General features: G+C 71.5%; 21 protein-coding genes. 9 read left to right on the forward strand and 12 right to left on the reverse strand.

The window, feature by feature from the left end; genetic code table 11:
- Window positions 1–12 precede the first annotated feature (12 nt).
- From AAW13_RS10130 to AAW13_RS10155, 6 genes are all read right to left on the reverse strand, one after another.
- On the reverse strand, window positions 13–2952 hold the full coding sequence (locus tag AAW13_RS10130; RefSeq protein WP_046728445.1) for a glycoside hydrolase family 2 TIM barrel-domain containing protein: 2940 nt from the start codon (window positions 2950–2952) through the stop codon (window positions 13–15).
- Window positions 2949–3869: an alkaline phosphatase family protein gene (locus AAW13_RS10135; RefSeq protein ID WP_046728446.1), complete on the reverse strand. Its 921-nt coding sequence runs from the start codon at window positions 3867–3869 to the stop codon at window positions 2949–2951. The genes AAW13_RS10130 and AAW13_RS10135 overlap by 4 nt, the downstream gene beginning before the upstream one ends.
- Before the next feature lie 28 nt (window positions 3870–3897).
- A complete protein-coding gene (locus AAW13_RS10140) occupies window positions 3898–4767 on the reverse strand; it encodes a carbohydrate ABC transporter permease (protein ID WP_046728447.1) in 870 nt (289 codons plus the stop codon).
- On the reverse strand, window positions 4764–5684 hold the full coding sequence (locus AAW13_RS10145) for a carbohydrate ABC transporter permease (protein ID WP_046728548.1): 921 nt from the start codon (window positions 5682–5684) through the stop codon (window positions 4764–4766). Before AAW13_RS10145 ends, AAW13_RS10140 begins: the two co-directional genes overlap by 4 nt.
- Window positions 5685–5771: 87 nt before the next feature.
- Entirely contained in the window at window positions 5772–7049 is a 1278-nt protein-coding gene (locus tag AAW13_RS10150; RefSeq protein ID WP_046728448.1) for an ABC transporter substrate-binding protein, read from the reverse strand.
- A 148-nt stretch (window positions 7050–7197) separates the two neighbouring features.
- A complete protein-coding gene (locus AAW13_RS10155; RefSeq protein ID WP_046728449.1) occupies window positions 7198–8250 on the reverse strand; it encodes a carbohydrate kinase family protein in 1053 nt (350 codons plus the stop codon).
- 127 nt (window positions 8251–8377) lie between these two features.
- Here AAW13_RS10155 and AAW13_RS10160 point away from each other — a divergent pair, with 127 nt between their 5' ends.
- The 5 genes from AAW13_RS10160 (at window position 8378) to AAW13_RS10180 (ending at window position 15878) form a co-directional block, all read left to right on the forward strand.
- A complete protein-coding gene (locus AAW13_RS10160) occupies window positions 8378–9142 on the forward strand; it encodes a DeoR/GlpR family DNA-binding transcription regulator (protein WP_046728450.1) in 765 nt (254 codons plus the stop codon).
- On the forward strand, window positions 9139–10476 hold the full coding sequence (locus AAW13_RS10165) for a 6-phospho-beta-glucosidase (protein WP_046728451.1): 1338 nt from the start codon (window positions 9139–9141) through the stop codon (window positions 10474–10476). The genes AAW13_RS10160 and AAW13_RS10165 overlap by 4 nt, the downstream gene beginning before the upstream one ends.
- 45 nt (window positions 10477–10521) lie before the next feature.
- Window positions 10522–13566: an alpha-mannosidase gene (locus tag AAW13_RS10170; protein WP_046728452.1), complete on the forward strand. Its 3045-nt coding sequence runs from the start codon at window positions 10522–10524 to the stop codon at window positions 13564–13566.
- A 4-nt stretch (window positions 13567–13570) separates the two neighbouring features.
- Complete coding sequence (locus AAW13_RS10175; protein WP_046728453.1) at window positions 13571–14821, forward strand: alpha-L-fucosidase; 1251 nt, start codon at window positions 13571–13573, stop codon at window positions 14819–14821.
- Between the two features lie 190 nt (window positions 14822–15011).
- Window positions 15012–15878: a sulfotransferase family protein gene (locus AAW13_RS10180; protein WP_046728454.1), complete on the forward strand. Its 867-nt coding sequence runs from the start codon at window positions 15012–15014 to the stop codon at window positions 15876–15878.
- Window positions 15879–15928: 50 nt separating this feature from the next.
- Here AAW13_RS10180 and AAW13_RS10185 read toward each other — a convergent pair whose 3' ends face one another.
- Together AAW13_RS10185 and AAW13_RS10190 are read right to left on the reverse strand one after the other, a co-directional pair.
- On the reverse strand, window positions 15929–17608 hold the full coding sequence (locus AAW13_RS10185; RefSeq protein ID WP_046728455.1) for a carbohydrate binding domain-containing protein: 1680 nt from the start codon (window positions 17606–17608) through the stop codon (window positions 15929–15931).
- 227 nt (window positions 17609–17835) lie between these two features.
- Window positions 17836–18957, reverse strand: a complete 1122-nt coding sequence (locus tag AAW13_RS10190) for an ATP-grasp domain-containing protein (RefSeq protein ID WP_046728456.1) — start codon at window positions 18955–18957, stop codon at window positions 17836–17838.
- 313 nt (window positions 18958–19270) lie between these two features.
- On the opposite strand from AAW13_RS10190, the gene AAW13_RS10195 reads away from it, so the two are divergent.
- On the forward strand, window positions 19271–20176 hold the full coding sequence (locus tag AAW13_RS10195; RefSeq protein WP_046728457.1) for a metallophosphoesterase family protein: 906 nt from the start codon (window positions 19271–19273) through the stop codon (window positions 20174–20176).
- A complete protein-coding gene (locus AAW13_RS10200) occupies window positions 20124–20804 on the forward strand; it encodes a 4'-phosphopantetheinyl transferase family protein (RefSeq protein ID WP_046728458.1) in 681 nt (226 codons plus the stop codon). The genes AAW13_RS10195 and AAW13_RS10200 overlap by 53 nt, the downstream gene beginning before the upstream one ends.
- Window positions 20805–20818: 14 nt before the next feature.
- Here AAW13_RS10200 and AAW13_RS10205 read toward each other — a convergent pair whose 3' ends face one another.
- Both AAW13_RS10205 and AAW13_RS10210 read right to left on the reverse strand, forming a co-directional pair.
- Window positions 20819–21046, reverse strand: a complete 228-nt coding sequence (locus AAW13_RS10205; protein ID WP_046728459.1) for a hypothetical protein — start codon at window positions 21044–21046, stop codon at window positions 20819–20821.
- Between the two features lie 407 nt (window positions 21047–21453).
- On the reverse strand, window positions 21454–22107 hold the full coding sequence (locus AAW13_RS10210) for a helix-turn-helix domain-containing protein (RefSeq protein WP_046728460.1): 654 nt from the start codon (window positions 22105–22107) through the stop codon (window positions 21454–21456).
- Between the two features lie 246 nt (window positions 22108–22353).
- On the opposite strand from AAW13_RS10210, the gene AAW13_RS10215 reads away from it, so the two are divergent.
- The gene (locus AAW13_RS10215; RefSeq protein WP_046728461.1) at window positions 22354–23022 is read left to right on the forward strand and encodes an MmyB family transcriptional regulator; all 669 of its coding nucleotides are present in this window, start codon (window positions 22354–22356) and stop codon (window positions 23020–23022) included.
- A gap of 63 nt (window positions 23023–23085) precedes the next feature.
- On the opposite strand, the gene AAW13_RS10220 is transcribed toward AAW13_RS10215, so the two are convergent.
- Window positions 23086–23970, reverse strand: a complete 885-nt coding sequence (locus AAW13_RS10220) for a PDC sensor domain-containing protein (protein ID WP_240528587.1) — start codon at window positions 23968–23970, stop codon at window positions 23086–23088.
- Window positions 23971–24008: 38 nt separating this feature from the next.
- Window positions 24009–24749 (reverse strand): FadR/GntR family transcriptional regulator, encoded by a 741-nt coding sequence (locus AAW13_RS10225; RefSeq protein WP_046728462.1) that lies wholly within the window; start codon window positions 24747–24749, stop codon window positions 24009–24011.
- 122 nt (window positions 24750–24871) lie between these two features.
- On the opposite strand from AAW13_RS10225, the gene AAW13_RS10230 reads away from it, so the two are divergent.
- Entirely contained in the window at window positions 24872–25903 is a 1032-nt protein-coding gene (locus AAW13_RS10230; protein WP_046728463.1) for an ABC transporter ATP-binding protein, read from the forward strand.
- The last annotated feature ends 80 nt before the right edge of the window (window positions 25904–25983 follow it).

Below are 25983 nucleotides of genomic sequence, written 5' to 3' on the forward strand. Positions count from 1 at the left end.
CGTGGGGGGATCTCAGAGGACGCGCAGGGTCCAGCTCCAGCGGTGGATGCCCGGTGCGACGAGGTAGGAGGGGAAGGTGTCGGGACCGCACGAGGCCGTACCGAGGCCCCGGTGTGCGGCGTCGAGGTGGACCACGCAGCCGGCCCGCGGCACGAGTTCGTCGTGGTGCGTGACGGCGGTGAGGTCCTCGGCGCGGTAGCGGCTGACGGAGACCTGGCGGGGTTCGTCCAGCTCGACCGCGAGTCCGGTGGCGTCCGGCGCCGACAGCGTGAACCGTCGTACGCCGTGCCGGCCGCCGCTCTCCTGGGGCCGCAGGTACGGGGTGAACAGCGCGTCCACCGGCAGCCGGTGGTGACCGACGGGGGCGCCGGCGGCGCGGTCGGGGTACGACTCCCAGGGACCCTGACCGAACCAGTCCAGCACGTCGAGCCCCGCCACCGTCTCGAAGACCGAGCCGACCCGCGCCACGTCGTCGAACTCCGCGGGCAGCTCGGCCGACTCCTCGACCCGGATGCCGCCGTCGACCGGTGTGAACTCCTGCCGGTGCCGTACGACCCCCACGGTGCCCGCGTACTCCGCGACCACCGTCACCAGGTCGCCGTCCCGGCGGACCGAGACCACCTTGCGCACCAGCCGGTCCAGCCCCCAGGCCCGCCAGCGCGGTGCCATGCCGCCGAGTTCGTCGTTGTCGGTGGGCGCCCGCCACAGGGAGAGCGTCGGTGCGGCCGTGAGCAGCGGATGCCGCAACAGCCCCTCGTCGTCCACCTCGACGGCGGGACCCGCCGGCACCGGCGCGCCCGGCGCGTCCGCCGCCCGGATCCGGATCTGAGGTGTGCAGACCTCCGTGCCGGCCGGCGCCCAGGCCTGGTCCTCGGCGACCGTGACCCGCAGCGTCAGCCAGGCCTCCCCGCCGTCCGCCGGCACCGCGAACGGCAGCGGTACGGCCGCCGTCTCACCCGGCCGCAGCGCGGGCAGTTCCGCCGGGCCGGTCAGGGTGCGGCCGTCGGCCAGCGCCAGCTCCCAGGTGCCCGTGAGCCAGTCGAGGCCCCGGAAGTGCTGGTGGTTGGCGAGGACCACGCCCTCGTGCTTGAAGCACCGGATGCGGACCGGCGCGGCGATCTCCCGGTGCTCGTACATCGCGGGCTTGGGAGTGCGGTCGGGGAAGACGATCCCGTCCGCGACGAACGCCCCGTCGTGCAGGGCCTCGCCGAAGTCGCCGCCGTACGCCCAGCGGTGGCCGGGCGCGGCGACACCGTTGTCATACAGTCCGGCGCCCGTGCGCCCGACCGGTCTTCCGTCGCTCACCCGCTGGAGAATTCCGTGGTCCCAGAACTCCCAGATGAACCCGCCCTGAAGCCCCGGAGTGGACTCGATGGCGGCCCAGTGGTCGGCGAGCGTGCCGTTGCTGTTCCCCATCGCGTGTGAGTACTCGCACTGGATCAGCGGTTTCGTCTGTTCCCCGGACAGCGCGTGCGCCACGCAGTCCTCCAGCGGCGCGTACATCGGGCAGGCGATGTCGGAGGCCACGTCCGGGTCGGCCCAGCCGCGCTTGGCGGCCCCCTCGTACTGGACCGGCCGGGTCGGGTCGTGCCGCCGCACCCAGCCCGCCGCCGCGTCGTGGTTGGCGCCGTAGTCGGACTCGTTGCCCAGCGACCAGATGATGACCGAGGGGTGGTTCTTGTCGCGCAGCACCATCCGCGAGACCCGGTCCACGAAGGCGTTCAGGTAGCGCGGGTCGTCCGCGATCTCGTGCGCGTGGTCGTGGGACTCGATGTCCGCCTCGTCGACCACGTAGAAGCCCAGTTCGTCGGCGAGGTCGTAGAGGGCCGGGTCGTTCGGGTAGTGCGAGGTGCGGATCGCGTTGAACCCGAACCGCTTCAGCACCACGAGGTCGGCCCGCATGTCGTCGTACGACACCGTGCGCCCGGTCAGCGGGTGGAAGTCGTGCCGGTTGACGCCCCGGACGAACACCCGCTCGCCGTTGACCAGCAGGTCCCGCCCGGTGATCTCGACGTCCCGGAAGCCGACGCGGTGGTACGACGTGTCGGCGACCGTGCCGTCCGAGCGGTGCAGCCGGACGGTCAGCCCGTACAGTTCGGGCTCCTCCGCGTTCCAGGTCCGGACCTCGGGGACCACGGCGTTGATACGGGCCTCGCCCAGGAAGTCGGAGACCCGGTCGTCCTCGGTGTTCAGCCGGTCGAACTCGGCGTCCTGGGCGAGGGGTTCGCCGTCCAGGTCACCGGTGACGTACCAGCCGTCGGGCAGTGCCCCGCCGGCGTCGCGCACGAGGCAGTCCACCCGCAGCCCGCCGTCCCGCCGGGCCCGCACGGTGACGTCCGCGAGCCGGAGCGGGTCGGTCGCGTACAGCAGCACCGACCGGGTGATCCCGCCGTGCCACCACTGGTCCTGGTCCTCCAGGTGCGTGGCGTCCGACCACTTGACGACGGTCAGCCGCAGCACCGAACGCTCCCCGGGACGGACGGCATCCGTCAGGTCGAACTCGGCCGCCAGGTGGGAGTCCTTGGAGACGCCGACCGGCCGTCCGTCGACGTGCACGAGGAGCACGCTCTCGGCCGCGCCCACCTGGAGCACGATCCGGCGTCCGGCCCACTCGGCGGGGACGTCCAGCTCACGCTCGTAGACCCCCGTCGGGTTCACCGCGGGGGAGTGCGGCGGGAACTCGGGGAACGGCGTCCGCACGTTCGTGTACTGCGGCAGGTCGTCGGTGTCCTGCACGGTCCAGGCACCGGGCACGTGCGCCGTCGACCACGCACCGCCGACCGGCGCGTCCGGAGCCGGCAGCAACTGGAAGCGCCAGTCGCCGTCCAGGGGGAGCGCTCCGGAGCGCCGGTCGACGGCGTTCATGGGCAGGCGCCCCCAGGAGGTCACCTCGGGTGCCTCCCAGGGGCGCAGAGCCGTCAGGGGGTCGGGCAGCTGATGCGTGTCGGTCATGACCATTCCGAAGTCGGTGCGGGCGGCGGCAGGACACTGCCCGGCAGGTTCCAGGCGGGGTCGGCGGGGATGCCGAGGCGGTTCAGCACGGTGGGCGCGATGTCGATGAGCCGGGGTGAGTCGAGGCGGTGCCGGGCGGGTGGTTCGGGCTCGGCGAGGATGACGAAGACCTCCCGTTCGGCGCGCGTGTCGCCGCCGTGGCCGCCGGTGTCGAGGTGGCCGTGGTCGGTGGTGACGAGGACGGTCCACCGCTCCTCGGCGGGGCGGGCGTCGATCGCGCCGAGGAGCCGCCCGAGATGGGCGTCCTGGGAGCGGAGGGCTGCGTCGTAGGCGGCGGAGAACGGACCGGTGGCGTGCGCGGCCTCGTCGGTGCCGCCGAAGTACACGAACAGGACGTCCGGGGCGTCCTCGGTGAGCAGGCGCGCCGCGGTACGGGCGACGAGCCGGTCGGCCGTGGTGTAGCCGTCGCTCTCACCGTCGTACTGCACCAGCTGTCCGACGGCCGTGCCGAGGGTGCCGCGGCGGACCAGCTCCGGCCAGGACACCACGGCGACGGCGCGCAGCCCGGGGCGGGCCGTGACGGCGCGGCTCAGGAAGTCGGGGTGGCGGGTGTAGTCGGCACCGGCGAAGTCGTTGCCGGTCACCCCGTGGCGGTCGGGCCACACCCCGGTCAGCACGCTCGACCAGCCGGGCCCGGAGTCGGTGTAGGCCATGCTGGTGGACGGCCCGCCCGGGGCCTGGCCGTCCGCCTCGCCGTACGGCAGCAGGCTGGTGCCGTGGGCGCCCTTCGCCATCAGCGCGTGCAGCACGGGCGCCGTGACCGGCGCGAGGGCCAGCCGGTCGAAGCGCAGCCCGTCCATGCCGACCACCAGCACCCGGCCGCGCCCGGGCCGTGCTCCACCGGCGTCGTACGTCATCGCCCGCCCCTTCCGTCGTGATCCCGGTTCAGGTGCCCTGGACCGCTCCTTCGGTGGCCCCGGCTATGAACCCCCGGGCGAAGACCGCGAAGACGATCACCAGCGGGAGGGCGGCCATCAGTACCCCGGCCATGACCATGCTGTAGTCGGTGGTGTGGCCGACGTTGAGCTGGGCGAGTTCCACCTGGAGCGTCACATGGGCGGGGTTGGTGAGCACGATCAGCGGCCAGACGTAGTCGTTCCAGGCGCCGACGAAGGCGTAGATGGCGAGGAAGGACAGCGCCGGCCGGATCATCGGCAGCGCGATGTTCCAGTACTGGCGGAAGAACCCGGCGCCGTCGATGCGGGCGGCGTCGAGGAGTTCGTCGGGCACGCCGTTCTCGATGTACTGACGCAGCCAGAAGATGCCGAACGCGTTGGCGAGCGCGGGCGGGACCAGCGCCTGGAGGGTGCCTACCCAGCCGATCTTGGACATCAGGATGAACTGCGGCAGGACCGCCAGTTGCAGCGGCAGCATCATGAACAGCAGCAGCGTGCCGAAGAGCACCTTGCGCCCGGGGAAGTCGAACTTGGCGAAGGCGAAGGCCGCCAGCGAGTCCACGAACAGCACCAGGACGGTGGTGACGCAGGCGACGACGACCGTGTTCAGCATCGACCCGAAGAAGTCGATGGTGTTCAGCACGTGCCGGATGTTCTCCAGCAGATGGGAGCCGAAGGTGAACTTCGGCGGGCTCTTGTAGATGTCCTGCGTGGTGTTGGTCGCCATGATGATCGTCCACAGGAACGGGAAGACCGAGATGACGACGGCCAGCATGAGGAGGATGTGGGCGGTGAGGCCCTTGGGGCGGCGCAGCCTGCGCTTCCCGGCGGCCGGCCCGGTGGTGTCGGCGGTCGTCATGCCTTCCTCCCTCGCTGCGTGATGCGCCAGTTGACGGCGACCAGCACGATGATCAGTACGAAGAAGGCCCACACGATGGCCGCGCCGTAGCCGTAGTCGTTGTTGAGGAAGGCCGACTGGTAGAAGTACAGCAAGGTGGTCAGACCGGCCTGTCCGGGACCCCCGAGGTTCGCGTTGGCGGCGTTGTTGGCGAACAGGACCTGGGGTTCGCTGAAGCTCTGCAAACCGTTGATGGTCGAGATGACGACGGTGAACAGGATGATCGGCCGCATGATCGGGACGGTGATCTGGAAGAAGGTCCGGACGGGTCCGGCGCCGTCCATCTTCGCGGCCTCGTAGATCGACGTCGGGATCGCCTGGAGGCCGGCCAGGTAGATGATCATGTTGTAGCCGGTCCACATCCAGGTCATCAGCAGCGCGATGACCACCTTGATCAGCCACGGGTTGCTCAGCCACGGCACCGGCGAGATGCCGACCGTGCCCAGGATCGCGTTGACCAGACCGAAGTTGTTGCTGAACACCGCGCCGAAGAAGATCGCCACGGCCACGATCGAGGTCACGTTCGGAACGTAGAGGGCGATGCGGTAGAAGCCCTTGAAGCGGCGCACCGAGTGCAGCAGCGTCGCCAGCACCAGGGCGCCGAACAGGGTCGGGACGGTGGACAGCACCCAGATCACCAGGGTGTTGCGGATCGACAGCCAGAAGACCGGGTCCGACCACAGGAACTTGAACTGCTGGAGGCCCACGAACTGCATGTCGCCCAGGCCGTCCCAGCGCTGGAAGGCCAGGTAGAGCGAGTAGAAGACGGGGAAGAACGAGAACGCTATGAAGATCAGGTAGAACGGGGAGATCGCCAGGTACTGGCGCCAGTACGACAGCGGTCCGCGCCGCCGGGGCCGGGCATGGCCCGCCGGCACGGCGCGTCGCGGGCGGAACCGGGCCGGGCCCGGCCCGCCGCGGTGTTCGGGCACCGCGGCGGGACCGGTCACCGGAGGTGACGACACTCAGCTCACCCCCTGGCGACGGGCGATCTGCTTGGCCTGGCTGACCGCGTCCTTCCAGGCGTCGTCGGGCTTCTTGCCCTTGGCCTCGATGTTGGTCAGCTCCGTCATGTAGGGAGCCATGACCGCGGCGTCGGCGGGCGCCTCGTAGCTGTCCGGGATGGCCTTGGCGGCGGGCCCGAACACCTCGATGATCTTCTGTCCGCCGAAGAAGGCGTCCGGACCCGTCATCGCCGGCATGGCGTAGGCGGCCGGGGCGGCGGGGAAGATGGCGGCGTCGGTGAAGCCGCGGGCGTCGTTGGCGGGGCTGAGGATCCAGCTGATGATCTTGAACGCCTCTTCGGGGTTCCGGCACTGCTGGGGCAGGGCCAGGTAGGAACCGCCCTGGTTGGACGGGCCGACCGGGTTCGCGCAGACCCGCCACTTGCCCTTGGTCCCCGGGGCGGCCTGCTCGATGTCCAGCGCGTGCCAGGCCGCGCCCAGCTCGGTGAGCAGGTTCTTGCCGACGGCCGCGTTCCAGGTGTTGTCGTTGATCTTGGCGTCGATGCCCAGGGTGTAGGGGCGGACCGCGGTGGTCCACGCGGCGCGGATGTGCTCCTGGTCGCCGATGAAGTGGTTGTTCTTGTCGATGAACCGCGAGGTGCCCTGGCCGACCGCGATGTTGAAGACGGAGCTGATGTTGTTGACCAGGTAGGTGCCGGGGTTCTTCTTCTGCAACTCGACGCCGAGCTGGAAGTAGTCCTCCCAGGTCTTGACCAGTTCGGCGACCTTGGCCGGGTCGGTGGCCACCCCGGCCTTCGCGAACAGGTCCTCGCGGTAGAAGAGCGCGGTGGGACCGATGTCGATCGGGAAGCCGATCTGCCTGCCGTCCTTGGTCTGGGCGAGCTTGGTCTTCCAGTTCAGGTACTGCGAGGAGATCTTCTTGAAGCCCAGGTCGTTCAGGTCCAGGAAGCGGGAGGCGTTGGGCAGGAAGGACGCCATGTCCTCGCCCTTGATGCCGGTGATGTCGGGCACCGAGCTGCCCGCGGCGAGCGTGGTGGTGAGCTTCTGCTTGAAGTCGCCGCCGATGGAGGCGGTGGTCAGCTTGACCGAGCTGCTGAAGTGGGTCTTCGCCTCGGCCACCACCTTGTCGCTGAGCGCGCCACCCCAGTACCACAGGGTGAGGTCCTTGCCGTTCTTGGTGCCGCCCGATCCCGACGAGCCGCCGCATGCGACGGTGAGACCGGACGCGGCCGCGGTGAGGACGGCGGCCTGGAGGAAGCCTCTACGTGAAAGGTCCACGGGTCACTCCTGTTGTTCCTGTTCGACGTGCCAAGGGGTTCGAGGTGCCAAGGGGTTCGTGGTGCCAAGGGGTTCGAGGTGCCAAGCGGTTGCGGGTGCCGAGCGGTTCGAGGCGCCGGGCGGTTGGAGGTGCCAAGGGGTTCGGGAGTCAGTGCCGCCGTCCGGAGGCGCGGGGGCCGACGAGGGTGCGGGGGGCGGGCGGGGTCACGGGCGCGTACCGCACCGGCGGTCCGGGATCGGCCGGCAGCCGGTCGGCCAGGAAGTCGTAGGCGCGCCTGAGATCGGGGTCGGTCAGCTCGCGCCACCAGCGGTCGACGCCGTACCAGCCGGGGGCCGCCGGCGCCCCGCCGTGGTGGCCGACGGAGAGCCCGGCGGCCAGTACGGCGAACCGCAACCGCTCCTCCAGGGGCCAGCCGCCGAGTGAGGCGGCCACGAAGCTCGCCCCGAAGACGTCACCGGCGCCCGTCGCGTCGAGGACGTCCACGGCGAGCGCCGGGACCTCGGCGTACTCGCCGGTGTCCTGGTCGACGGCGAGTGCGCCGGCGCCGCCGCGCGTCACCACCGCCACCGGGACGAGTTCGGCGAGGGTGCCGAGCGCGGCCCTGGCGCTGTCGGTGCGGGTGTAGGCCATCGCCTCGGCCTCGTTGGGGAGGAAGGCGTGGCAGAGCGCGAGCTGGTCGAGGAGGTCGCGGGACCACCGCTGGGTGGGGTCCCAGCCCACGTCGGCGTAGATGTGGGTGCCGTTCGCGGCCGCCTTGGCGATCCACTCGCGCGGTTCGGCCTCGAGGTGCACCAGGGCCGTACGCGCCTCGGGCGGGTCGCCCATCAGCGCGTCCTGCGAGTACGGCGGTTCCGAGCCGTGGGTGACCAGGGCGCGGTCGTCGCCCTGCGCCAGCGAGACGGTGACGGGGGTGGGCCAGTGGTCCGCGATCCGGGAGAGCGAGAGGTCGACGTTCTCCTGGTCGCACAGGATGTCCCGGCAGTACTCGCCGTAGAAGTCGTCGCCGAAGACCGTGGCCAGCGAGGTGCGCAGGCCGAACCGGGACGCGGCCACCGCGAGGTTGGCGATGCCGCCGGGGCCGCAGCCCATGCCGCCCGTCCAGATCTCCTCGCCCGGCGTCGGCGGCTTGCCGAGACCCGTGAGGACGAGGTCGTAGAAGAGCAGCCCGGTCAGCAGCACATCGGGCCTGTCGTCGTCCACGTGCGCAGCCTCTCGTCAAAACTCGTCATTTCGATGACCGGAATCGTGCGCCGCTCTGCGAGATTGGTCAATACCCGAGCAGAACTGAGCATGGATTTGATTGAAGATGACGAGTAGTGTTCGCCGCGTGCTGGCAGAACGACGACATCAACTCATCCTGCGGGCCCTGCGCTCGGGCGGTCCCGCTGCCGTGACCGATCTCTCCGAGCAACTGGGTGTGAGCCCCGCCACGATCCGGCGCGACCTGCTCAAACTGGAAGAGGACGGGCTGCTCACACGGGTGCACGGCGGTGCCGTGGCGGAGGAGGGCGACCAGCCCTTCGCCGAGGTCGCCGAGGTGCGGGTGGCCGAGAAGGACGCCATCGCGGCGCGCGCGGCGGCCCTGGTCGCCGACGGCCAGTCGGTCCTCCTGGACATCGGCACGACCGCCTACCGGCTGGCCCGCCAGCTGCACGGCCGCCGCCTCACCGTGATCACCAGCAACCTGGTGGTCTACGAGGAGCTCGCCGACGACGAGGGCATAGAGCTGGTCCTGCTCGGCGGCATGCTCCGCCGCGAGTACCGGTCCCTGGTCGGTTTCCTCACCGAGGACAACCTGCGACAGCTGCACGCCGACTGGCTGTTCCTCGGCACCAGCGGGGTCCGCCCGGGCGGGCAGGTGATGGACACGACGGTCGTCGAGGTGCCGGTGAAGCGCGCCATGATCAAGGCGAGCGACAAGGTCGTCCTGCTCGCCGACGCGGCCAAGTTCCCGGGTACGGGCATGGCGAAGGTCTGCGGTCCCGAGGACCTGGACATGGTGGTGACCAACGCGCCGGTCGACCCGGCGACCCGTGCCGCCCTGGAGGAGGCCGGAGTCGAGATGGTCCTGGCAGGAAAGGCTCAAGCGTGAAACTGACGATTCTGGGTGGTGGCGGGTTCCGCGTCCCCCTCGTGTACGGCGCACTGCTCACCGACCGCGCGGAGGGGCGGGTCACCGAGGTCGTCCTGCACGACCTCGACGACCGGCGGCTGTCCGCGGTCGCCCGCGTCCTGGCGGAGCAGGCGGCCCGGGTGCCCGACGCCCCCGCGGTGACCGCCACCACCGACCTGGACGAGGCGCTGCGCGGCGCCGACTTCGTCTTCTCCGCGATCCGGGTGGGCGGTCTGGAGGGCCGCGCCGACGACGAGCGGGTGGCCCTGGGTGAAGGCGTCCTGGGCCAGGAGACGGTCGGCGCCGGCGGCATCGCCTACGGCCTGCGGACCGTCCCCGTCGCCGTGGACATCGCCCGCCGGGTGGCCCGGCTCGCCCCCGACGCCTGGGTCATCAACTTCACCAATCCCGCGGGACTCGTCACCGAGGCCATGTCCCGGCACCTCGGCGACCGTGTCATCGGCATCTGCGACTCCCCGGTCGGCCTCGGCCGCCGGATCGCCCGGGTGCTCGGCGCGAACCCGCGCGAGGCCTGGATCGACTACGTCGGCCTCAACCACCTCGGCTGGGTCCGCGGCCTGCACATCGCCGGCCGCGACGAGCTCCCGCGTCTGCTCGCCGACCCCGACCTGCTCGGCTCCTTCGAGGAGGGCAAGCTCTTCGGCGTCGACTGGCTCCAGTCCCTCGGCGCGATCCCCAACGAGTACCTGCACTACTACTACTTCAACCGCGAGGCCGTCCGCGCCTACCAGCAGGCCGAGAAGACCCGCGGTGCCTTCCTGCGCGACCAGCAGGCGCGGTTCTACGAGGCGGTCGCGGCTCCCGGCGTGAACGCCCTGGACGTCTGGGACCGCACCCGCGCCGAGCGCGAGGCCACCTACATGGCCGAGAACCGGGAGACGGCCGGCGCCGGCGAACGCGACGCCGACGACCTCTCCGGCGGCTACGAGAAGGTCGCCCTCGCCCTGATGCGGGCCATCGCCCGGGACGAGCGCACCACCCTGATCCTGAACGTCCGCAACCGCGACACCCTCTCCGTGCTCGACGGCGAGGCCGTCATCGAGGTGCCCTGCCTGGTCGACGCCAACGGCGCCCACCCGGTCGCCGTCGCCCCGCTGCCCGACCACGCCACCGGCCTCGTCTGCGCGGTCAAGGCCGTCGAGCGCGAGGTGCTGGCCGCAGCCGAGTCCGGCTCCCGTACGACGGCCGTGAAGGCGTTCGCCCTGCACCCCCTGGTGGACTCGGTGAACGTGGCCCGACGGCTGGTCGAGGGGTACTCCGAGGTCCACCCGGGTCTCGCGTATCTTAAGTAGTCAGCCGTCCGGAAAGCGCTTTCCATCCCTCTTCTGGAGACTTCCATGCACGACGAACGCCGCCGGATCGAGGAGCGCGTAGAGCGCCTCCAGAACCAGCGCATCAGGCCCGCGATCTACGCGGCCACCGTCCCCTTCGAGGTGACCGCCTGGCAGGCCCCCGGCGAGCCGGTCTCCTTCGAGGAGGCCGCGGCCGCCCCCTACGAGCCGTTCGCCATGGACACCCCGTGGGGCCCGCCCTGGGGCACCACCTGGTTCCGGATGCGCGGCGAGGTGCCCGCGGAGTTCGCGGGCCGCCGGGTCGAGGCCGTCATCGACCTCGGTTTCGTCGGCGACTGGCCCGGCAACCAGGCGGAGGCCCTGGTCCACCTCACCGACGGGACCCCGCTGAAGGCGGTCAACCCCCTCAACCAGTACGTGCCGATCGCCGACCCGGCGGCCGGCGGCGAGGTGATCGACTACCTGGTCGAGGCCGCCTCCAACCCGGACATCCTGGCCGACAACTTCGAGGCGCCCACGCCGCTCGGCGACGTCCTGACCGCCGGTGACAAGCCGCTCTACACCTTCAAGCGCGCCGACATCGCCGTCCTCGACGAGGACGTCTGGCACCTCGACCTCGACATCCAGGTACTGCGCGAGCTGATGCTGGAACTCGGCGAGCACGACCCCCGCCGGCACGAGATCATGCACGCCCTCGACCGCGCGATGGACCTGCTCGACCTGGACGACATCTCCGGTTCCGCCGCCGCCGTCCGCGCGGCCCTGAAGCCGGCCCTGTCCAAGCCCGCCCACGCAAGCGCGCACATCGTCTCCGGCGTCGGCCACGCGCACATCGACTCGGCCTGGCTGTGGCCGATCCGTGAGACCAAGCGCAAGACCTCCCGCACCTTCTCCAACGTGACATCGTTGGCGGACGAGTACGAGGAGTTCGTCTTCGCCTGCTCGCAGGCCCAGCAGTACGAGTGGGTCCGCGACAACTACCCGCAGGTCTGGGCCCGGATCCAGGAGTCCGTGAAGAAGGGCCAGTGGGCGCCGGTCGGCGGCATGTGGGTCGAGTCCGACGGCAACCTCCCCGGCGGCGAGGCGATCGCCCGCCAGCTCGTGCACGGCAAGCGGTTCTTCATCGAGCACTTCGGCATCGAGACCAAGGGCGTCTGGCTGCCCGACTCCTTCGGCTACAACGCGGCCTACCCGCAGCTGGCCAAGCTGGCCGGCAACGAGTGGTTCCTCACCCAGAAGATCTCCTGGAACCAGACCAACACGTTCCCCCACCACACCTTCTGGTGGGAGGGCATCGACGGCACCCGGATCTTCACGCACTTCCCGCCGGTCGACACCTACAATGCCCGCTTCAGCGGCGAGGAGATGTCCCGCGCGGTCCGCAACTACGCCGAGAAGGGCGCCGCGACCCGCTCCCTGGCCCCGTTCGGCTGGGGCGACGGCGGTGGCGGCCCCACCCGCGAGATCATGGAGCGGGCCCGCCGTCTGAAGGACCTGGAGGGCTCCCCGCGCGTCGAGGTCGAGCACCCGGACGCCTTCTTCGCCAAGGCCCGCGCCGAGTACGAGGACGCCCCGGTCTGGGTCGGCGAGCTCTACCTGGAGCTGCACCGCGCCACCTACACCTCGCAGGCCCGCACCAAGCAGGGCAACCGGCGCAGCGAGCACAAGCTGCGCGAGGCCGAGCTGTGGGCGACGACGGCCGCGCTGCACGCGCCCGGCTACCGCTACCCGCACGAGAAGCTCGACCGGCTCTGGAAGACGGTCCTGCTGCACCAGTTCCACGACATCCTGCCGGGTTCCTCGATCGCCTGGGTGCACCGCGAGGCCGAGGCCGAGTACGCCCGCGTCGCGGAGGAGCTGGAGGTGCTCACCGCCGAGGCGGTCGCGGCGCTGGGCGGCGGTACGGCCCGGGTCTTCAACACCAGCCCCTACGCCCGCGCCGAGGTCGTCCGCGACGGCGCCGGCACCCCGGTGTACGTAGAGGTCCCGGCGAACGGCAGCGCTCCGCTGACGGCCGCCGCCGAGGCCCCGTCGCCGGTCACCGTCGACGGCCGGGTCATCGACAACGGGCTCGTCCGGGTGGAGATCGCCGAGGACGGCACCCTGTCGTCCGTCCGCGACCTCCGTGCGAACCGCGAGGTCCTCGCGGGACAGGGCAACCTGCTGCGGCTGCACACCGACCTCCCGAACTACTGGGACGCCTGGGACGTCGACAAGCACTACAAGAACCGCTACACCGACCTGCTGGACCCCTCGGAGATCACGGTCGTCGAGGCGGACCCGCTGCTCGGCTCGATCCGCGTCACGCGTCCCTTCGGCAACGGCTCGACGATCGTCCAGACGGTCACCGTCCGGGCCGGCAGCCCCCGGATCGACTTCGAGACGGACATCGACTGGCACGAGGCCGAGAAGTTCCTCAAGGCCGGTTTCCCGGTGGACGTCCGCGCCGCGCACTCCTCCGCCGAGATCCAGTTCGGCCACGTGCAGCGGCCCACGCACACCAACACCAGCTGGGAGGCGGCCCGTTTCGAGGTCTCCGGCCACCGCTGGGTGCACGTCGGCGAGCCCGGCTACGGCGTCGCCGTCATCAACGACTCGACGTACGGCCACGACGTCTCCCGCACGGTCCGCGAGGACGGAGGTACGACCACCACGGTCCGCCTCTCCCTGGTGCGCGCCCCGCGCATCCCGGACCCGGGCGCCGACCAGGGCCGGCACCGCATCACCTACTCCCTGCTGCCCGGCGCGGACATCGAGGACGCGGTCGCGGCCGGCTACGCCCTCAACCTCCCGCTGCGGGTGGCCGACGCGGCGGGCGAGCCGGAGCCGGTCGTCTCGGTGGACGGCGACGGTGTGACGGTCGAGGCGGTCAAGCTCGCCGACGACGCCTCCGGCGACGTGGTGGTCCGGCTCTACGAGTCCCGGGGCGGCCGCGCCCGGGGCGTGCTGCGCACCGGCTTCGCGCTGGCCGGCGCCCAGGTCACCGACCTCCTGGAGCGTCCGCTGGAGGACGCGGCCGTCGACGGCGACTCCGTCACCGTGGAACTGCGCCCCTTCCAGATCCTCACCCTCCGGCTGCGCAGGAGCTGACCGCATGGCCATGCAACCGTGGTTCACCGACGCCAAGTTGGGGATCTTCGTGCACTGGGGCATCTACGCCGTCGACGGGGTCCAGGAGTCCTGGTCCTTCTACGACGACATCGTGCCGCACGAGCAGTACATGTCCCAGCTGGGCCGGTTCACGGGCGCCGCGTACGACCCGAAGGCGTGGGCGGACCTGTTCGCCCGCGCCGGCGCCCGGTACGCCGTGCTGACCAGCCGTCACCATGACGGAGTGGCCCTGTGGGACACGGGGTTCGGCGACCTCAACCTCGGCAGGGACTACCTCGGCCCGTACGCCGACGCACTGCGCGAGAAGGGGCTGAAGGTCGGCCTGTACTACTCGCACTCCGACTGGAACCACCCCGACTACGCGTCCACGCGCAAGCCGGGCCGTCCGCCCGAGCAGGAGGACAACCGCTACTCCGAGGTGGCCGCCGAGCACGAGGACCTGGCGGCCTGGGAACGCTTCATCGCTTACCGGGACGGCCAGATCACGGAGTTGGCCTCCCGCTACCGGCCGGACCTGATGTGGTTCGACGGGGAGTGGGACCGCAGCGAGGAGCAGTGGCGGATCCCCGAACTCGCCGCGCTGATCCGCTCGTACGTGCCGCACGTCGTCTTCAACGCCCGCATGCTCAGCGAGGGCGACTACGCCACCCCCGAGCAGGGTGCCCCGGTCGTGCCGCCGGACGGCCCCTGGGAGCTGTGCCTGACCGTCAACGACTCGTGGGGGTACCAGCACCACGACCACAACCACAAGTCGCTCGCCCAGCTGATCCGCTACTTCACCGAGACCATCGGGGGCGGCGGCAACCTGCTGCTCGACGTCGGCCCGATGGAGGACGGCACCATCCCGCAGCCGCAGGTGGAGCGCCTGGAAGGGCTGGGGGAGTGGATCCGCAGGCACGCGGAGGCGGTGTACGGCACCGGACGCGGGCTGCCGGCCGGGCACCACTACGGGCCCAGCACCCTCTCCGCGGACCGGCGCACCCTCTACCTCACCCTGTTCGACGCCCCGCGTGCCGAGATCGGCGTCCGCGGTCTCGCCACGCAGGTCAAACGGGTCAGCGTGGTGGGCAGCGGCACCGAACTCGGCCACCGGGTGGTCGGCGGCCTGCACGAGGCCGTCGGCGTGCTCTGGATCGACCCGCCGGCCGCGGCCGACCTCGATCCGTACGCCACCGTCCTCGCCGTCGAGCTGGACGGGGAACTGGAGCTGTACCGAGGATCCGGGCGGTTCTGACCCGGTTCACCCGCTCTGTCGATACATCTCATATGAAGAATTAAGAGAACGGTAAGTGGGCAGGTCGCGGCGGGTCTCCGGACCGCCGTGACCCCGCCGGTTCTCCTCTCGGACACCTCCGGTTCGCCTGGCCCCCCTGGGATGCGGAGGGCAGGGACGAGAGAGAGGCATCACCGTGCGAGACCCGCGAATGTCAGCGATCGCCAAGGGGCTGAAGCGCCGGGGACGGCTCATGGCCCAGGCGGTGAGCCCGCCGCGCAGGACCCTCGACGCGATCCCGGCCCAGCGCCCGGCCGGGCAGACCGCCGAGGGCTACGCGGCCCCGCTCGCCCCGCGTCTCGTGGCCTCCCCGGTCTTCGTGCTGTCCTCGGTGCGCTCCGGCTCCACGTTGCTGCGGGTCCTGCTCAACAGCCACAGCCGCGTCCGGGCCCCGCACGAGATGCACCTGCGCACGGTCCATGTCCGCATGTCCCGCGAGTTCACCGCGGACGCCATGAAGGAACTCGACCTCGACCGCGAGGAACTGGAGCACGTCCTGTGGGACCGGGTGCTGCACCTGGAGCTCAGTCGCAGCGGCAAGGACGTCATCGTCGACAAGACCCCACCGAACACCCTCATCTGGCCCCGGCTGCACCGATGTTGGCCCGAGGCCAGGTTCGTCCTGCTGCTGCGCCACCCCGGTGCCGTCATCCAGTCCCTGACCAGCCGTCGCGCCGACCCCGACCACGAGGCGATCCGCGCCGAGGTGCTGGGCTACGCGGAGAAGCTGGAGGAGGCCCGGCAGGCGCTCCCCGGCGCGCATGTGATCACCTACGAGGACCTCACCGCCGATCCGGAGCGGGTCACCCGCGGTCTGTGCGCGTACCTCGGCGTCGAGTGGGAGAGCGCCATGCTCGACTACGGCAAACAGGACCACGGCAGCTTCCGGCCGAAGCTCGGCGACTGGTCCAGCGAGATCAGGTCCGGCCGGATCCAGGCCGCCCGCCAGGCCGACCCCACCGCCGAACTCCCGCCCCGGCTCGCGGAGATGGCGAGGGCGTGGGGGTACCTGGTCTAGGTACCCCCACGCAGGCCGGGCCGGCCGCCGCCCGCCCGGCCGTTCGGTGCTCAGCCGGTGAAGCCGGCCGTGATCGAGGTGAACTGCCAGTTGCTCTGGCTGATCCCGGAGCAGTTGCTCACCACGCCGCCGCCCGCGCAGCCGCGGTCCCGGTTGACCGCCCAGAACGCGAGCCGGGCGATGTGGTGCGCGTTCCCCCAGTCACGGATCTGGGTCCAGATCGCCGGGGTCGTGGTCTCCTGCTGGTCCGACAGGCCGTTCATGCCGGAGATCCCGATGTGCGCGTAGGCCGTCGCGTCGTCCCAGCCGAACGTGGACTTCAGCTTGGTCTTCAGTCCCTCGGCCGCGGAGACCGTGTTGCCGTACATGTCGGAGCCGCCGCCGAAGTCGAACGGCATGATCGTGAAGACGTCGATGTCGGCGCCGATCGACTGGGCCTGCTCGATCAGCCGGTTGCCGTAGTACGTCGGACCGGTGGTGGACGTCCCGAAGGTGACGATCGTCTTCAGGCCGGGGTTGTCGGCCTTGACCGTCTTCAGCGCGGTGAGGATCCTCGCCTGCACGGCCTCGTTCTCGAACTCGTCCGTGTTCTCGATGTCCATGTCCACGGACTTGAGACCGTAGGCGCTGATCACCTTCTGGATCGCCCCGGCCAGCGCGCTCGCTGAGGAGCAGTTGGCGCCGAGCTTGCTGCCCTGCCAGCCGCCGAACGACGGGGTGATGTCACCGCCGGCCGCCCGGATCTGGTTGATCGCGGTCTGGTCGACACCGCCGGTGAGCGCCCTGCTGCCGTCCCAGGCGGGGGTGCAGCCGCCGGAGTCCAGTACGAAGGCCATGGTGAAGTTCTTGATGCCGGTCGCGCTCATCACGGTGGACGGGCTCGGCGGGTCGCCCCAGCCCTCGAAGAGGTAGGGCGCGGCCTGCTTGAAGCCGGTCCCGCCTCCGCCGCCCGCGTTCGTGGTCACCGACACCGCGTTGGAGGCGGCCGACACGTTCCCGGCCGCGTCCCGCGCCTTCACCGTGAAGGTGTACGCCGTGCTCGCGGCCAGCCCGCTCACCGTCGCGGAGGTCCCGGAGACGCTCGCCACCTGGTTCGACCCGCTGTAGACGTCGTACGCCGTCACGCCGACGTTGTCCGTCGCGGCCGACCACGACAGGGACACGCTCGACGAGGTCTTCCCCGTCGAGGTGAGGTTCGCCGGCGCGGTGGGCGCCTGGGTGTCGGAGCTGCCGCCGGGCCCGTCGAGGCTGATGTCGTCGGCGTAGTACGTCCCCTGGGCGTACCACCCGTGGACGTAGATCTGCGCGCTGGTCTGCGAGGCGCCGGTGGTGAAGGACACCGTCAGCCGGCTGTACTGGGACGCCGACGTCGTCCAGGTGGAGGCGCCGCCGGTCACTCCGAGGTACACGTACGAGCCGCGCACCCAGCCGCTGAGCGAGTACGTCGTGTTGGGCTGCACCGCGACGGTCTGGGTGCACTGCGCGTTGTCGCTCGAACTCGCGGCCCCGGCAAGGGCCTTGGAGCCGCCGTGCACCGGTGAGGAGACCACCGAGCCGAGGTTGCCGGTGCAGGACCACGGCGACAGACTCCCCGACTCGAAGCCGGGGTTGGACAGGATGTTGGCCGCCTGCGCGGTACCGGGCAGCGCGATGGCCCCGGCGAGCGCGAGAGCGGCGGACCCGAGCAGGGCGAGTATCCGGTGTCTGGAACGTCTGAGTGAGTTGCGCACACGATCTCCCTGAAGGAATGGGGGTGTTCGGGAGTGCACGTAAAAGCAAGTGCAGGGATGCGCAACCAAGTTGGTATGGACCAATCCGCGTGTCAAGGAGACGGACGTGAATTGGTCCATACCGGTGAGGCGAAGTGCCGCGTCAGGGGTGCTGGGGATACCCCCGGCCGAAGGCCGGGGGAGGAACTGCGCGGCCGGCCACCCCGGACCCGCGGTCGGCGTCGGTCCTAGAGCGGCAGCACCGCCGCCGCGGCCTCGACCGACGCCACCTCGACGGCCGGCGCCGGCGCCAGCACCACGTCGGACTCGTCCCGCTGGACAGGAACCGACGGCAGTACGGGCTTCGGCCCCGACACCACCGCGTAGTCCTGCCCGAGGAACGGCGGCTCGATCACCCCGGGGTCCTCACCGAGCGCCAACTGCACAGCGGCCCAAGGGGCGTTGACCCCGCACAGGGACAGCTGGTGCAGGCCGCCCGCAGGGCGCGTGTTGACGTCGAGCAGCACCGGCTCGTCACCGAACATGCGGAACTGGATGTTGGACAGGTAGTGGAGCCCGAAACCCTCGGCGATGATCCGGGCCGGCTCCAGCCACCGCTCGTCCAGGGTGAAGCCGCGCCGGCGGCCCTTCTTCGTCCGGCCCACGGCCAGCCGGACCCGGTTGTCCGGTCCGGTGAGGCAGTCCACGGACACCTCCGGCTCCTCCAGCCGCGGCATCACCAGCCAGTTCACCGGCTGCTCGGCCCGCCGCAGCGCGTCCACGACCAGGTCGAGCTGGACGTGCGGCCCGGGGAAGCCGTTGAGGTGAAAGAGCGAGAAGGGGGCGCGTGTGATCACGCGGAAGCCGACGCCACCCGCACCGGCGGCCGGCTTGAAGCACGCCTTGTGACCGTCGGCCTCCAACTTCTCGACCGCTTCCACCAGTTCGTCGGCCGTGCGGACCCGCGACCACGGCGGCACCGGGACCCCGACCGAGCTGACCGCCTCGTAGGCGGTCGCCTTGTCCTCGAAGACCGCGGTTCCCTCCGGGGTCGGCGCCAGCAGCGCCGTACCGGCCGCCTCGAAGTCGGCCCGGTGGGCCACGATCGCCGACTGGTGCAGCCGCGGCACGAAGACATCGATGCCACGGCGCTGGCACTGGTCGAGGGCGTACTCGACGTAGCCGGCCGGGGACAGGCCCTCCGGCTCCAGGTCGGCGGTGTCGGCGGCGGCCAGCACGGGGGAGTCGGCGTCACCGTGCGTCGCATGGATCTCGACCGCCCGGTCGCTGGGATTTCTCCGCAGCTGATCCATGAAGAACACGTTCTCCGCGTACGTGCGGTTGAGCCAGACGCGTACGCGAGAGCGCATTAAAGCCGCCTTTCGGGGTTTTCGGGCAGGACTCAGCGGGCCCGTGCCCGGGCAGGGTGGTTGGAGGGTCACCAAACCGCCCTGGACGAAGGGAAGTTCGTGGCGGTGGTGTTGGGGGGATCATACGGCTTTCCGGGGGCCCCGCGTGCAACGCGAGTGTTACGGATTTCCCCACCCTGTCCACACGCGTTTTCCTGCGCCGTCCCCGCCGGTTTCCTTGACGGACGGGCGACAGGCCGACAGGGCCTCTTGTTCCCCGGCGCCGTAATGTGCTGTGGTGAGTGCGACAGCATGATCGGAAGGGGGGCGCGGGGTGGAGTCCACGGCCGGTGCCGGGCAGCTGCTGGCCATCAGCGACCTGCACATCTCGTACCCGGAGAACCGCGAGCTCGTCCGCGGGATGCGTCCGGAAACGGACCAGGACTGGCTGATCGTCGCCGGTGACGTCGCGGAGACCGTCGCCGACATCCGCTGGACGCTGGAGACGCTCGCGGGCCGCTTCCGCAAGGTGCTGTGGGCCCCCGGCAACCACGACCTGTGGACCCATCCCAAGGACCCCGTGACCCTGCGCGGCGTCGCCCGCTACGAGCACCTCGTCGAGATGTGCCGGGAGCTGGGCGTGGTCACCCCCGAGGACCCCTACCCGGTCTGGGAGGGCCCCGGCGGACCGGTCGTGGTGGCCCCGCTGTTCCTGCTCTACGACTACTCCTTCCTGCCGGCCGGCAGCGCCACCAAGGAGGAGGGCCTCGCCTACGCGCACGGCACCGGCATCGTCTGCAACGACGAGTACCTGCTGCACCCCGACCCCTACCCGACCCGCGAGGACTGGTGCAGGGCCCGGGTGGAGGCCACCGAACGCCGGCTCGCCGACCTGCCGGAGGACCTGCCGACCGTGCTGGCGGGCCACTACCCGCTGGACCGGCACCCCATGGACGTGCTCTGGTACCCGGAGTTCGCCATGTGGTGCGGCACCACCCGCACCGCCGACTGGCACCGCCGGTTCCGTGTCGCGGCCATGGTCTACGGCCATCTGCACATCCCCCGGACCACCTGGCTCGACGGTGTCCGCTTCGAAGAGGTCTCCGTGGGATATCCCCGCGAGTGGCGCAAGCGCTCCCGGCCGCCGGGCGAGCTGCGCCGTATTCTGCCGATGGAGGTCCAGACCGGTGATCGAGGAGCTGCTCCCGGAGTCGGTGGTGGCCGTGGAGATGCTCGGTGACGACGCGATCCGCGAAGCCCCCCTCTACCCGCAGGAGGCGGCGCTCGTCGCGCGTGCCGTGCCCAAGCGGCGCCGCGAGTTCTCCGCCGTACGGGCCTGCGCCCGGCGCGCCATGGAGAAGCTCGGGGTTCCGCCGCAGCCGGTCCTGAGCGGCGAGCGGGGCGCCCCGCGCTGGCCGGACGGGCTGGTCGGCAGCATGACCCACTGCGAGGGCTACTGCGCCGCCGCCCTGGTCCGCGCCACCGACCTGGTCTCCCTGGGCATCGACGCCGAACCGCACGCCGCGCTGCCCGAGGGCGTCGCCGAGGCCGTGCTGCTCCCCGCCGAGAAGGAGCGCCTCGGCCGGCTCGCCGCCGAGCGGCCCGACGTGCACTGGGACCGGCTGCTGTTCAGCGCGAAGGAGTCCGTCTACAAGGCGTGGTTCCCCCTCACCGGGAAGTGGCTGGACTTCATGGAGGCCGACATCGAGCTCGTCCCGGAGCCCGGTGACCGGCCGCGCGGCACCCTGCGCGCCCGCCTGCTGGTCCCCGGGCCGGAGGTCGGCGGGCGGCGGTTGGAGCACTTCGAGGGCCGCTGGAGCGTGGCGCACTCCATGCTGACCTCGGCCGTGGTCGTGCCGCACCCCTGAGGCGCCCGGTCGGCTCAGGTGGGCGGGCACCAGTCGTGCAGCAGCCGGAAGAACTCCTCCTCGTTGCCCACCAGTCCGGCGCCGGCCAGGGCCGCCTCGGCCTCGGCGAGCACGGCGGGTGGGACCAGGAAGGGCCGTCCGCCGTCCGGTGGGCCGTCGAAGGCGGCGCGGACGGTGTGCATGAGCCGCAGATAGGCCTGGACGGCGGTGCGCTCACGGTCGGTCAGTACGGCGGTGGGCATCTGTCGGTCTCCCCGTCGGTCGTCGTGGCCGCGGCTCCGGAGGGCGCGGGCGCGCCGTCTGTGCGGTGCGCACCCACCAGCTTGCCGTCCGCCACTGACAACGCCCTCGGACCACGGCCCGGTTCGCCCGCTCAGCGGACGCGCGACCACCCCGGCCGCCCTCCGCAGCCACGGCCGCGGGGCGCTGAGGGAACGTCTCCTCGCCCGGCCCGGCACGGAATCCGCCGAAGCCGGGCCGGGTCGCCTGCCCGGACGGCCCGGCGAGGCCTCGACGCGTCGGCCCGCCGCGCCGGCGGAGGCGGCCACGCGGCGCCGGACCGGAGCACCGGAGCGGGCGGCGCCGGACCGGAGCACCGGAGCGCGCGGCGCCGAACCGGTCGACCGGGTGCGGCACTTGCCGTGGCGGACTATCCGGGCCGCTTGACGCTCTCGAGGAGCATGTCCAGCCACTCCGCGACCTTGTCCCGGTGCTGGTCGGTTGGCAGCTGGGCGGCCCGCCAGGCGATCCCGCGCACCCCGTGGTCCTGGAGCAGCCGCTCCAGGGGGTCCTGGGCGGCCTCGGCCGCGGCCCGCTCCCGGTCGGCCAGCTTCTGCAACAGCTCCTGCTCGACGCGCTGGAGGGTGCCCGCGAGGGCTTCGGGGTCCTCGGCCGTGAGGAAGCCGGCGTGCACGCGGAAGAAGCGCTGGAGGGCGTCGCAGTGCTCCATGGTCGGCCGCCGGTCGCCGTTGAGCAGGGCGCCGGCCTGCTGCCGGGACATGCCCGCGCCGTCGGCGATCTCCTGCTGGGTGTGTTTGCGCCCGTTGGGCTTGAGCCGGGTGCGGCGCAGCAGATCGAGGCGTTGCAGGAAGCGTTCCTGGACGTCGGGCTCGCCCGCGGGGCGGCCGCTCAGCAGGGCCTTGACCACGGGCTCGGGGACACCGCTGGCGCTGGACAGCCGGCCGACGTCGAAGACCTCGGGATGCGCGACGCCGAGCCGGTCGGCGAGCGCGGTGACGCGGGCGACGACGGCCGGCAGCTGGGCGGTCGCCGTGGCGCCCGGGTCCTGGTAGCCATCCGTCACCGACAGAACTCCTGTGTCTCTCAGGGGAATCAGGGGTTTCTCACAAGGGGGTGCCGTGCACCTCCCCGCGTGGACCTCCCGGAGATTAGCGGGTGGTTCGAACTCACATCCAGGTCTCGCCACAACTGTGGCCAATTTCGGCCGTCAACAGGCATGAAATGCCACGATAGTTGACATGACTGCGGATGGAGCAGCAGGATCACATCGCCGCGAGAAGGCCGCATAGGCAAGAGGGGTGACCTCCCGATGGCATATCAGGCAGGTGGGCGGCGACCGGCGCCGCGGCCCGTCCCCGAGAGTCCTGAGGGCCAGGCGTATCTCCAGGACTACGCATTGCTGCTGGACGCGCTTCCCTTCCCGTCCCTGGTGGTGGACCACCGCTGGGACGTGGTGCTCGCCAACGGCGCGTTCGAGACACTTTTCGAGGCGGTCGCCCCGCATCCCACGGCGATGCCCGGGGACAACTTCCTCCGTTTCGTCCTCTTTCACCCGGATGCGGGCGCGGTGTTCGGCGGGCACGAGGCGGGCTGGTGCCTGCCCATGCTGGCCCAGTTCAAGGCCACCCTGGAGCGGTACGTCCACGACCACGAACTCCAGTCGATCCGGCGGGAGATCGCCCAGGACCCCATCATGGAGGCCGCCTTCCGGCAGGGGCTGCCGCACTGGCTGCGCGCGGTCGGCGAGGAGGGCGCGCGACTCGACGGCGCCGTCCGGCCGCTGCGGCACCCGGACCCGCTGCTCGGCGCCACCGAGTGCCGGGTGGTCTGCGAGACCCCCAAGACCCTTCTCGACATGGGCTACGCGCGTTACACCCTGGTGCTGCGCGCCTCCCCCCGCCCGGCCGCCCCGCGCCGCTCCCGCCGGGCCGGCGGCCTGGGGCCGCATCTGAGCGTCGTCCCGGCCCCCGAAGGCTGACCCGGCACCGTCGGCGTTCAGGTCGCCGACGGCGCCGGGCCGGACGCCCTTCCCGCCCGGCCCTCAGCCCCCGTCCACCACCAGTACCAGCGGCACGCCCCGGCACGGGGTCAGCCGCAGGCCGACGGAGGTGCCGGGGGTGCCGTTCTCCAGCACGGCCGCGAAGTCCGGGCCCTTGGTCAGGGAGCCGGCCAGGTGTGCCGGGTCCGCCGAGGCCGCCACCCGGCCACGGGCGTTGACCAGCCGGGCCGGTCCGGGCAGCTCGCGCAGCAACGGCAGCGCGGCCGCCTCGAAGTGCCGCAGATACACGTCGGCCGCGGCCACGCCGAGGAAGCGGCCCGCCACATCGACCGGCGCGGACAGCGTGAGGCTGTACTCGTCCGAGCAGAGGTAGTCGACGTACGGCCCGGCCACCGCCCGCCGCCCGGTGTCCCGGGGCAGTGCGAACCAGTCCCAGTGCGTGTAGTCCGAGTACGCCGAGGTCCGCGGATCGAGGTCGAGGAGCAGCGGCCGTACGTCCCCGGACGCGTCGCTCTGCCACCACTCCAGCCAGGCCGGCACGTCGGCCAGTACGCCGGGCGCCGCCACGAAGCCGACGCCGGACACCAACTCCTGGCGGGTCAGCCGGAGATGGAGCCCGGGGCGCAGCGCGGCCAGGTCCGCGGTCACCGGCCGGCGGCCCTCGGCGGCCACGCGTGCCAGCAGCGTGGTGGTGTCGGCGCGGGTCTGCGCCACGGCGTCGAACACCGCCTCCAGGGCGCCGCCGACCCGCGCGGCCACGTACGCCTCGGCCGCGTACCTTTCGCCCTGGTACGTCTCCGCCTTGTACGGCTCCGCCTCGTGCCTTGCGGCCTCGTGCCTCTCGGCCCCGTGGTTCCCGACGGCGTACTCCTCGACTGCGTCGAGTGCGCCTGCCACCGGACCGGAGGGTGCGGTGCCGCGGCTCATGATGCCCTCCGGCGGACGGGGGAGCGGGCGCGCTGTGCCTACCGGGTCAGCCGCAGGGCGATGAGCCGTGCCGTCGAGTCCCGCACGCACCGCTCGGCCAGCTCCCTGGCCGATGTGTGCGCCCCATCCTGCACGGCCGAGATCACGGCGCGGTGACGGTCCGCCACCTCTTCACGATATTCGTCGTCGTCCAGCACAAGGCAGAGCAGCGCCCCGATCTCCGTCTGGAGCGCGACCTGTTCCCGGGTGAGCCGGGCCGACTGCGCCGCGGCGGCCAGCTCGACGTGGAAGCGGCCGTACAGCCGGCTGCGGGCCGGTGCGTCCGGCGCCTTGCCCAGCTCCTCGGTGGTGCGCCGCAGCTGGTCCAGGTCCTGGCCCTCGGTGCGCTCGGCGGCCAGGTGCGCGGCGGTGCCGGACAGGGCCGCCCAGTGGTCGCCGAGGTCGCGCAGCTCCTCGGGGCTCCAGCCGCGCAGCCGGTCCCGGAGCCGCTCCTGGTCGGGCACCTCGGGGGAGGCGACGAAGCTGCCGCCGCCGCGGCCCCGCCGGGTGACCACCAGCCCCTGCTGGCGCAGCGCCATCAGCGCCTCCCGCAGGGTCACCGTGGAGACCCCGAGCTGTCCGGCCAGTTCGGTCTCGCCCGGCAGTTGCTCTCCGTCGGCGAGCAGGCCCAGCTCGATGGCGTCGCCGATCCGGCGCACCACGGCGGTCACCCGGGCCCCGCCGTCCACGGGGGCGAAGACGGCCTTTCGGGCGCCGCCGTCGGTCTGCTGCTGTCTCACGGCCCACCACCCTATGCGTTGACCCAAGCTTTACCTCGGAAGGGTCTTGAGCTTTGAACTATGACTTCATATCTTTCCGTCCACCAGGGTCAACGCAGGAGTACGGCAGAAAGGTTCCCGCCATGGAGGGCAGCGCGATCCGGTTGCGGGATCTGCGGAAGTCGTTCGGCGACACGAGTGCCGTGGCCGGGGTCGACCTGGAGATCCGCGACGGGGAGTTCTTCTCGATGCTCGGCCCCTCCGGGTCCGGCAAGACGACCGTCCTGCGGATGATCGCCGGCTTCGAGACGCCCACCGCCGGTGTGATCGAACTCGCCGGGCAGGACGTCACCGGCCGTGCCCCCTTCGAGCGGGACGTGCACACCGTCTTCCAGGACTACGCCCTGTTCCCGCACATGACCGTCGAGCAGAACGTCGCCTACTCCCTGAAGGTCCGCGGCACGCCCAAGGCGGAGCGCCTGGCCCGGGCCCGCAAGGCGCTCGCCGAGGTCCGCCTCGACGGCTACGGCGGCCGCCGCCCCTCCCAGCTCTCCGGCGGCCAGCGGCAGCGCGTCGCCCTCGCCCGCGCCCTGGTCGGACGCCCCCGCGTGCTGCTCCTCGACGAACCCCTCGGCGCCCTCGACCTCAAGCTGCGCGAGCAGATGCAGATCGAGCTCAAGGCACTGCAACGCGAGGTCGGCATCACCTTCGTCTTCGTCACCCACGACCAGGAGGAGGCCCTGACGATGAGCGACCGCGTCGCCGTCTTCCACCAGGGCCGCATCGAGCAGGTCGGCACCCCCGCCGAGATCTACGAGCGCCCCGCCACCGCGTTCGTCGCCTCCTTCGTCGGCACCTCCAACCTGCTCGCCGGGGACACCGCACGGCGGGTGCTCGGCGAGGACGGCACGCACAGCATCCGGCCCGAGAAGATCCGGGTCCTGAAGGAGGCCGAGGCGGCGGACGACCCGGGCGTGGCCACCGCCGTCGGCACCGTCGCCGAGGTCGTCTACCTCGGTGACGCTACCCGCTTCCTGGTCGACCTGGACGGCGGCGGCCGGCTCACCGCGCTCCAGCAGAACCTCGACACCTCCGCCGAGGACGTCGCCGCCTACCGCGGTACCCGGGTCCGCCTGCGCTGGCAGCGCGGGCACGCGGTCCGCGTCCCCGACTGACCGGCACACCGCCGGTGTCCGACTGACCGGCACACCGCCGGTGTCCGGCCGGCCCGCACACCGTCCACGTCCCCGACCGT

This window comes from Streptomyces humi, assembly GCF_001005085.2.
Lineage (GTDB): Bacteria > Actinomycetota > Actinomycetes > Streptomycetales > Streptomycetaceae > Streptomyces > Streptomyces humi.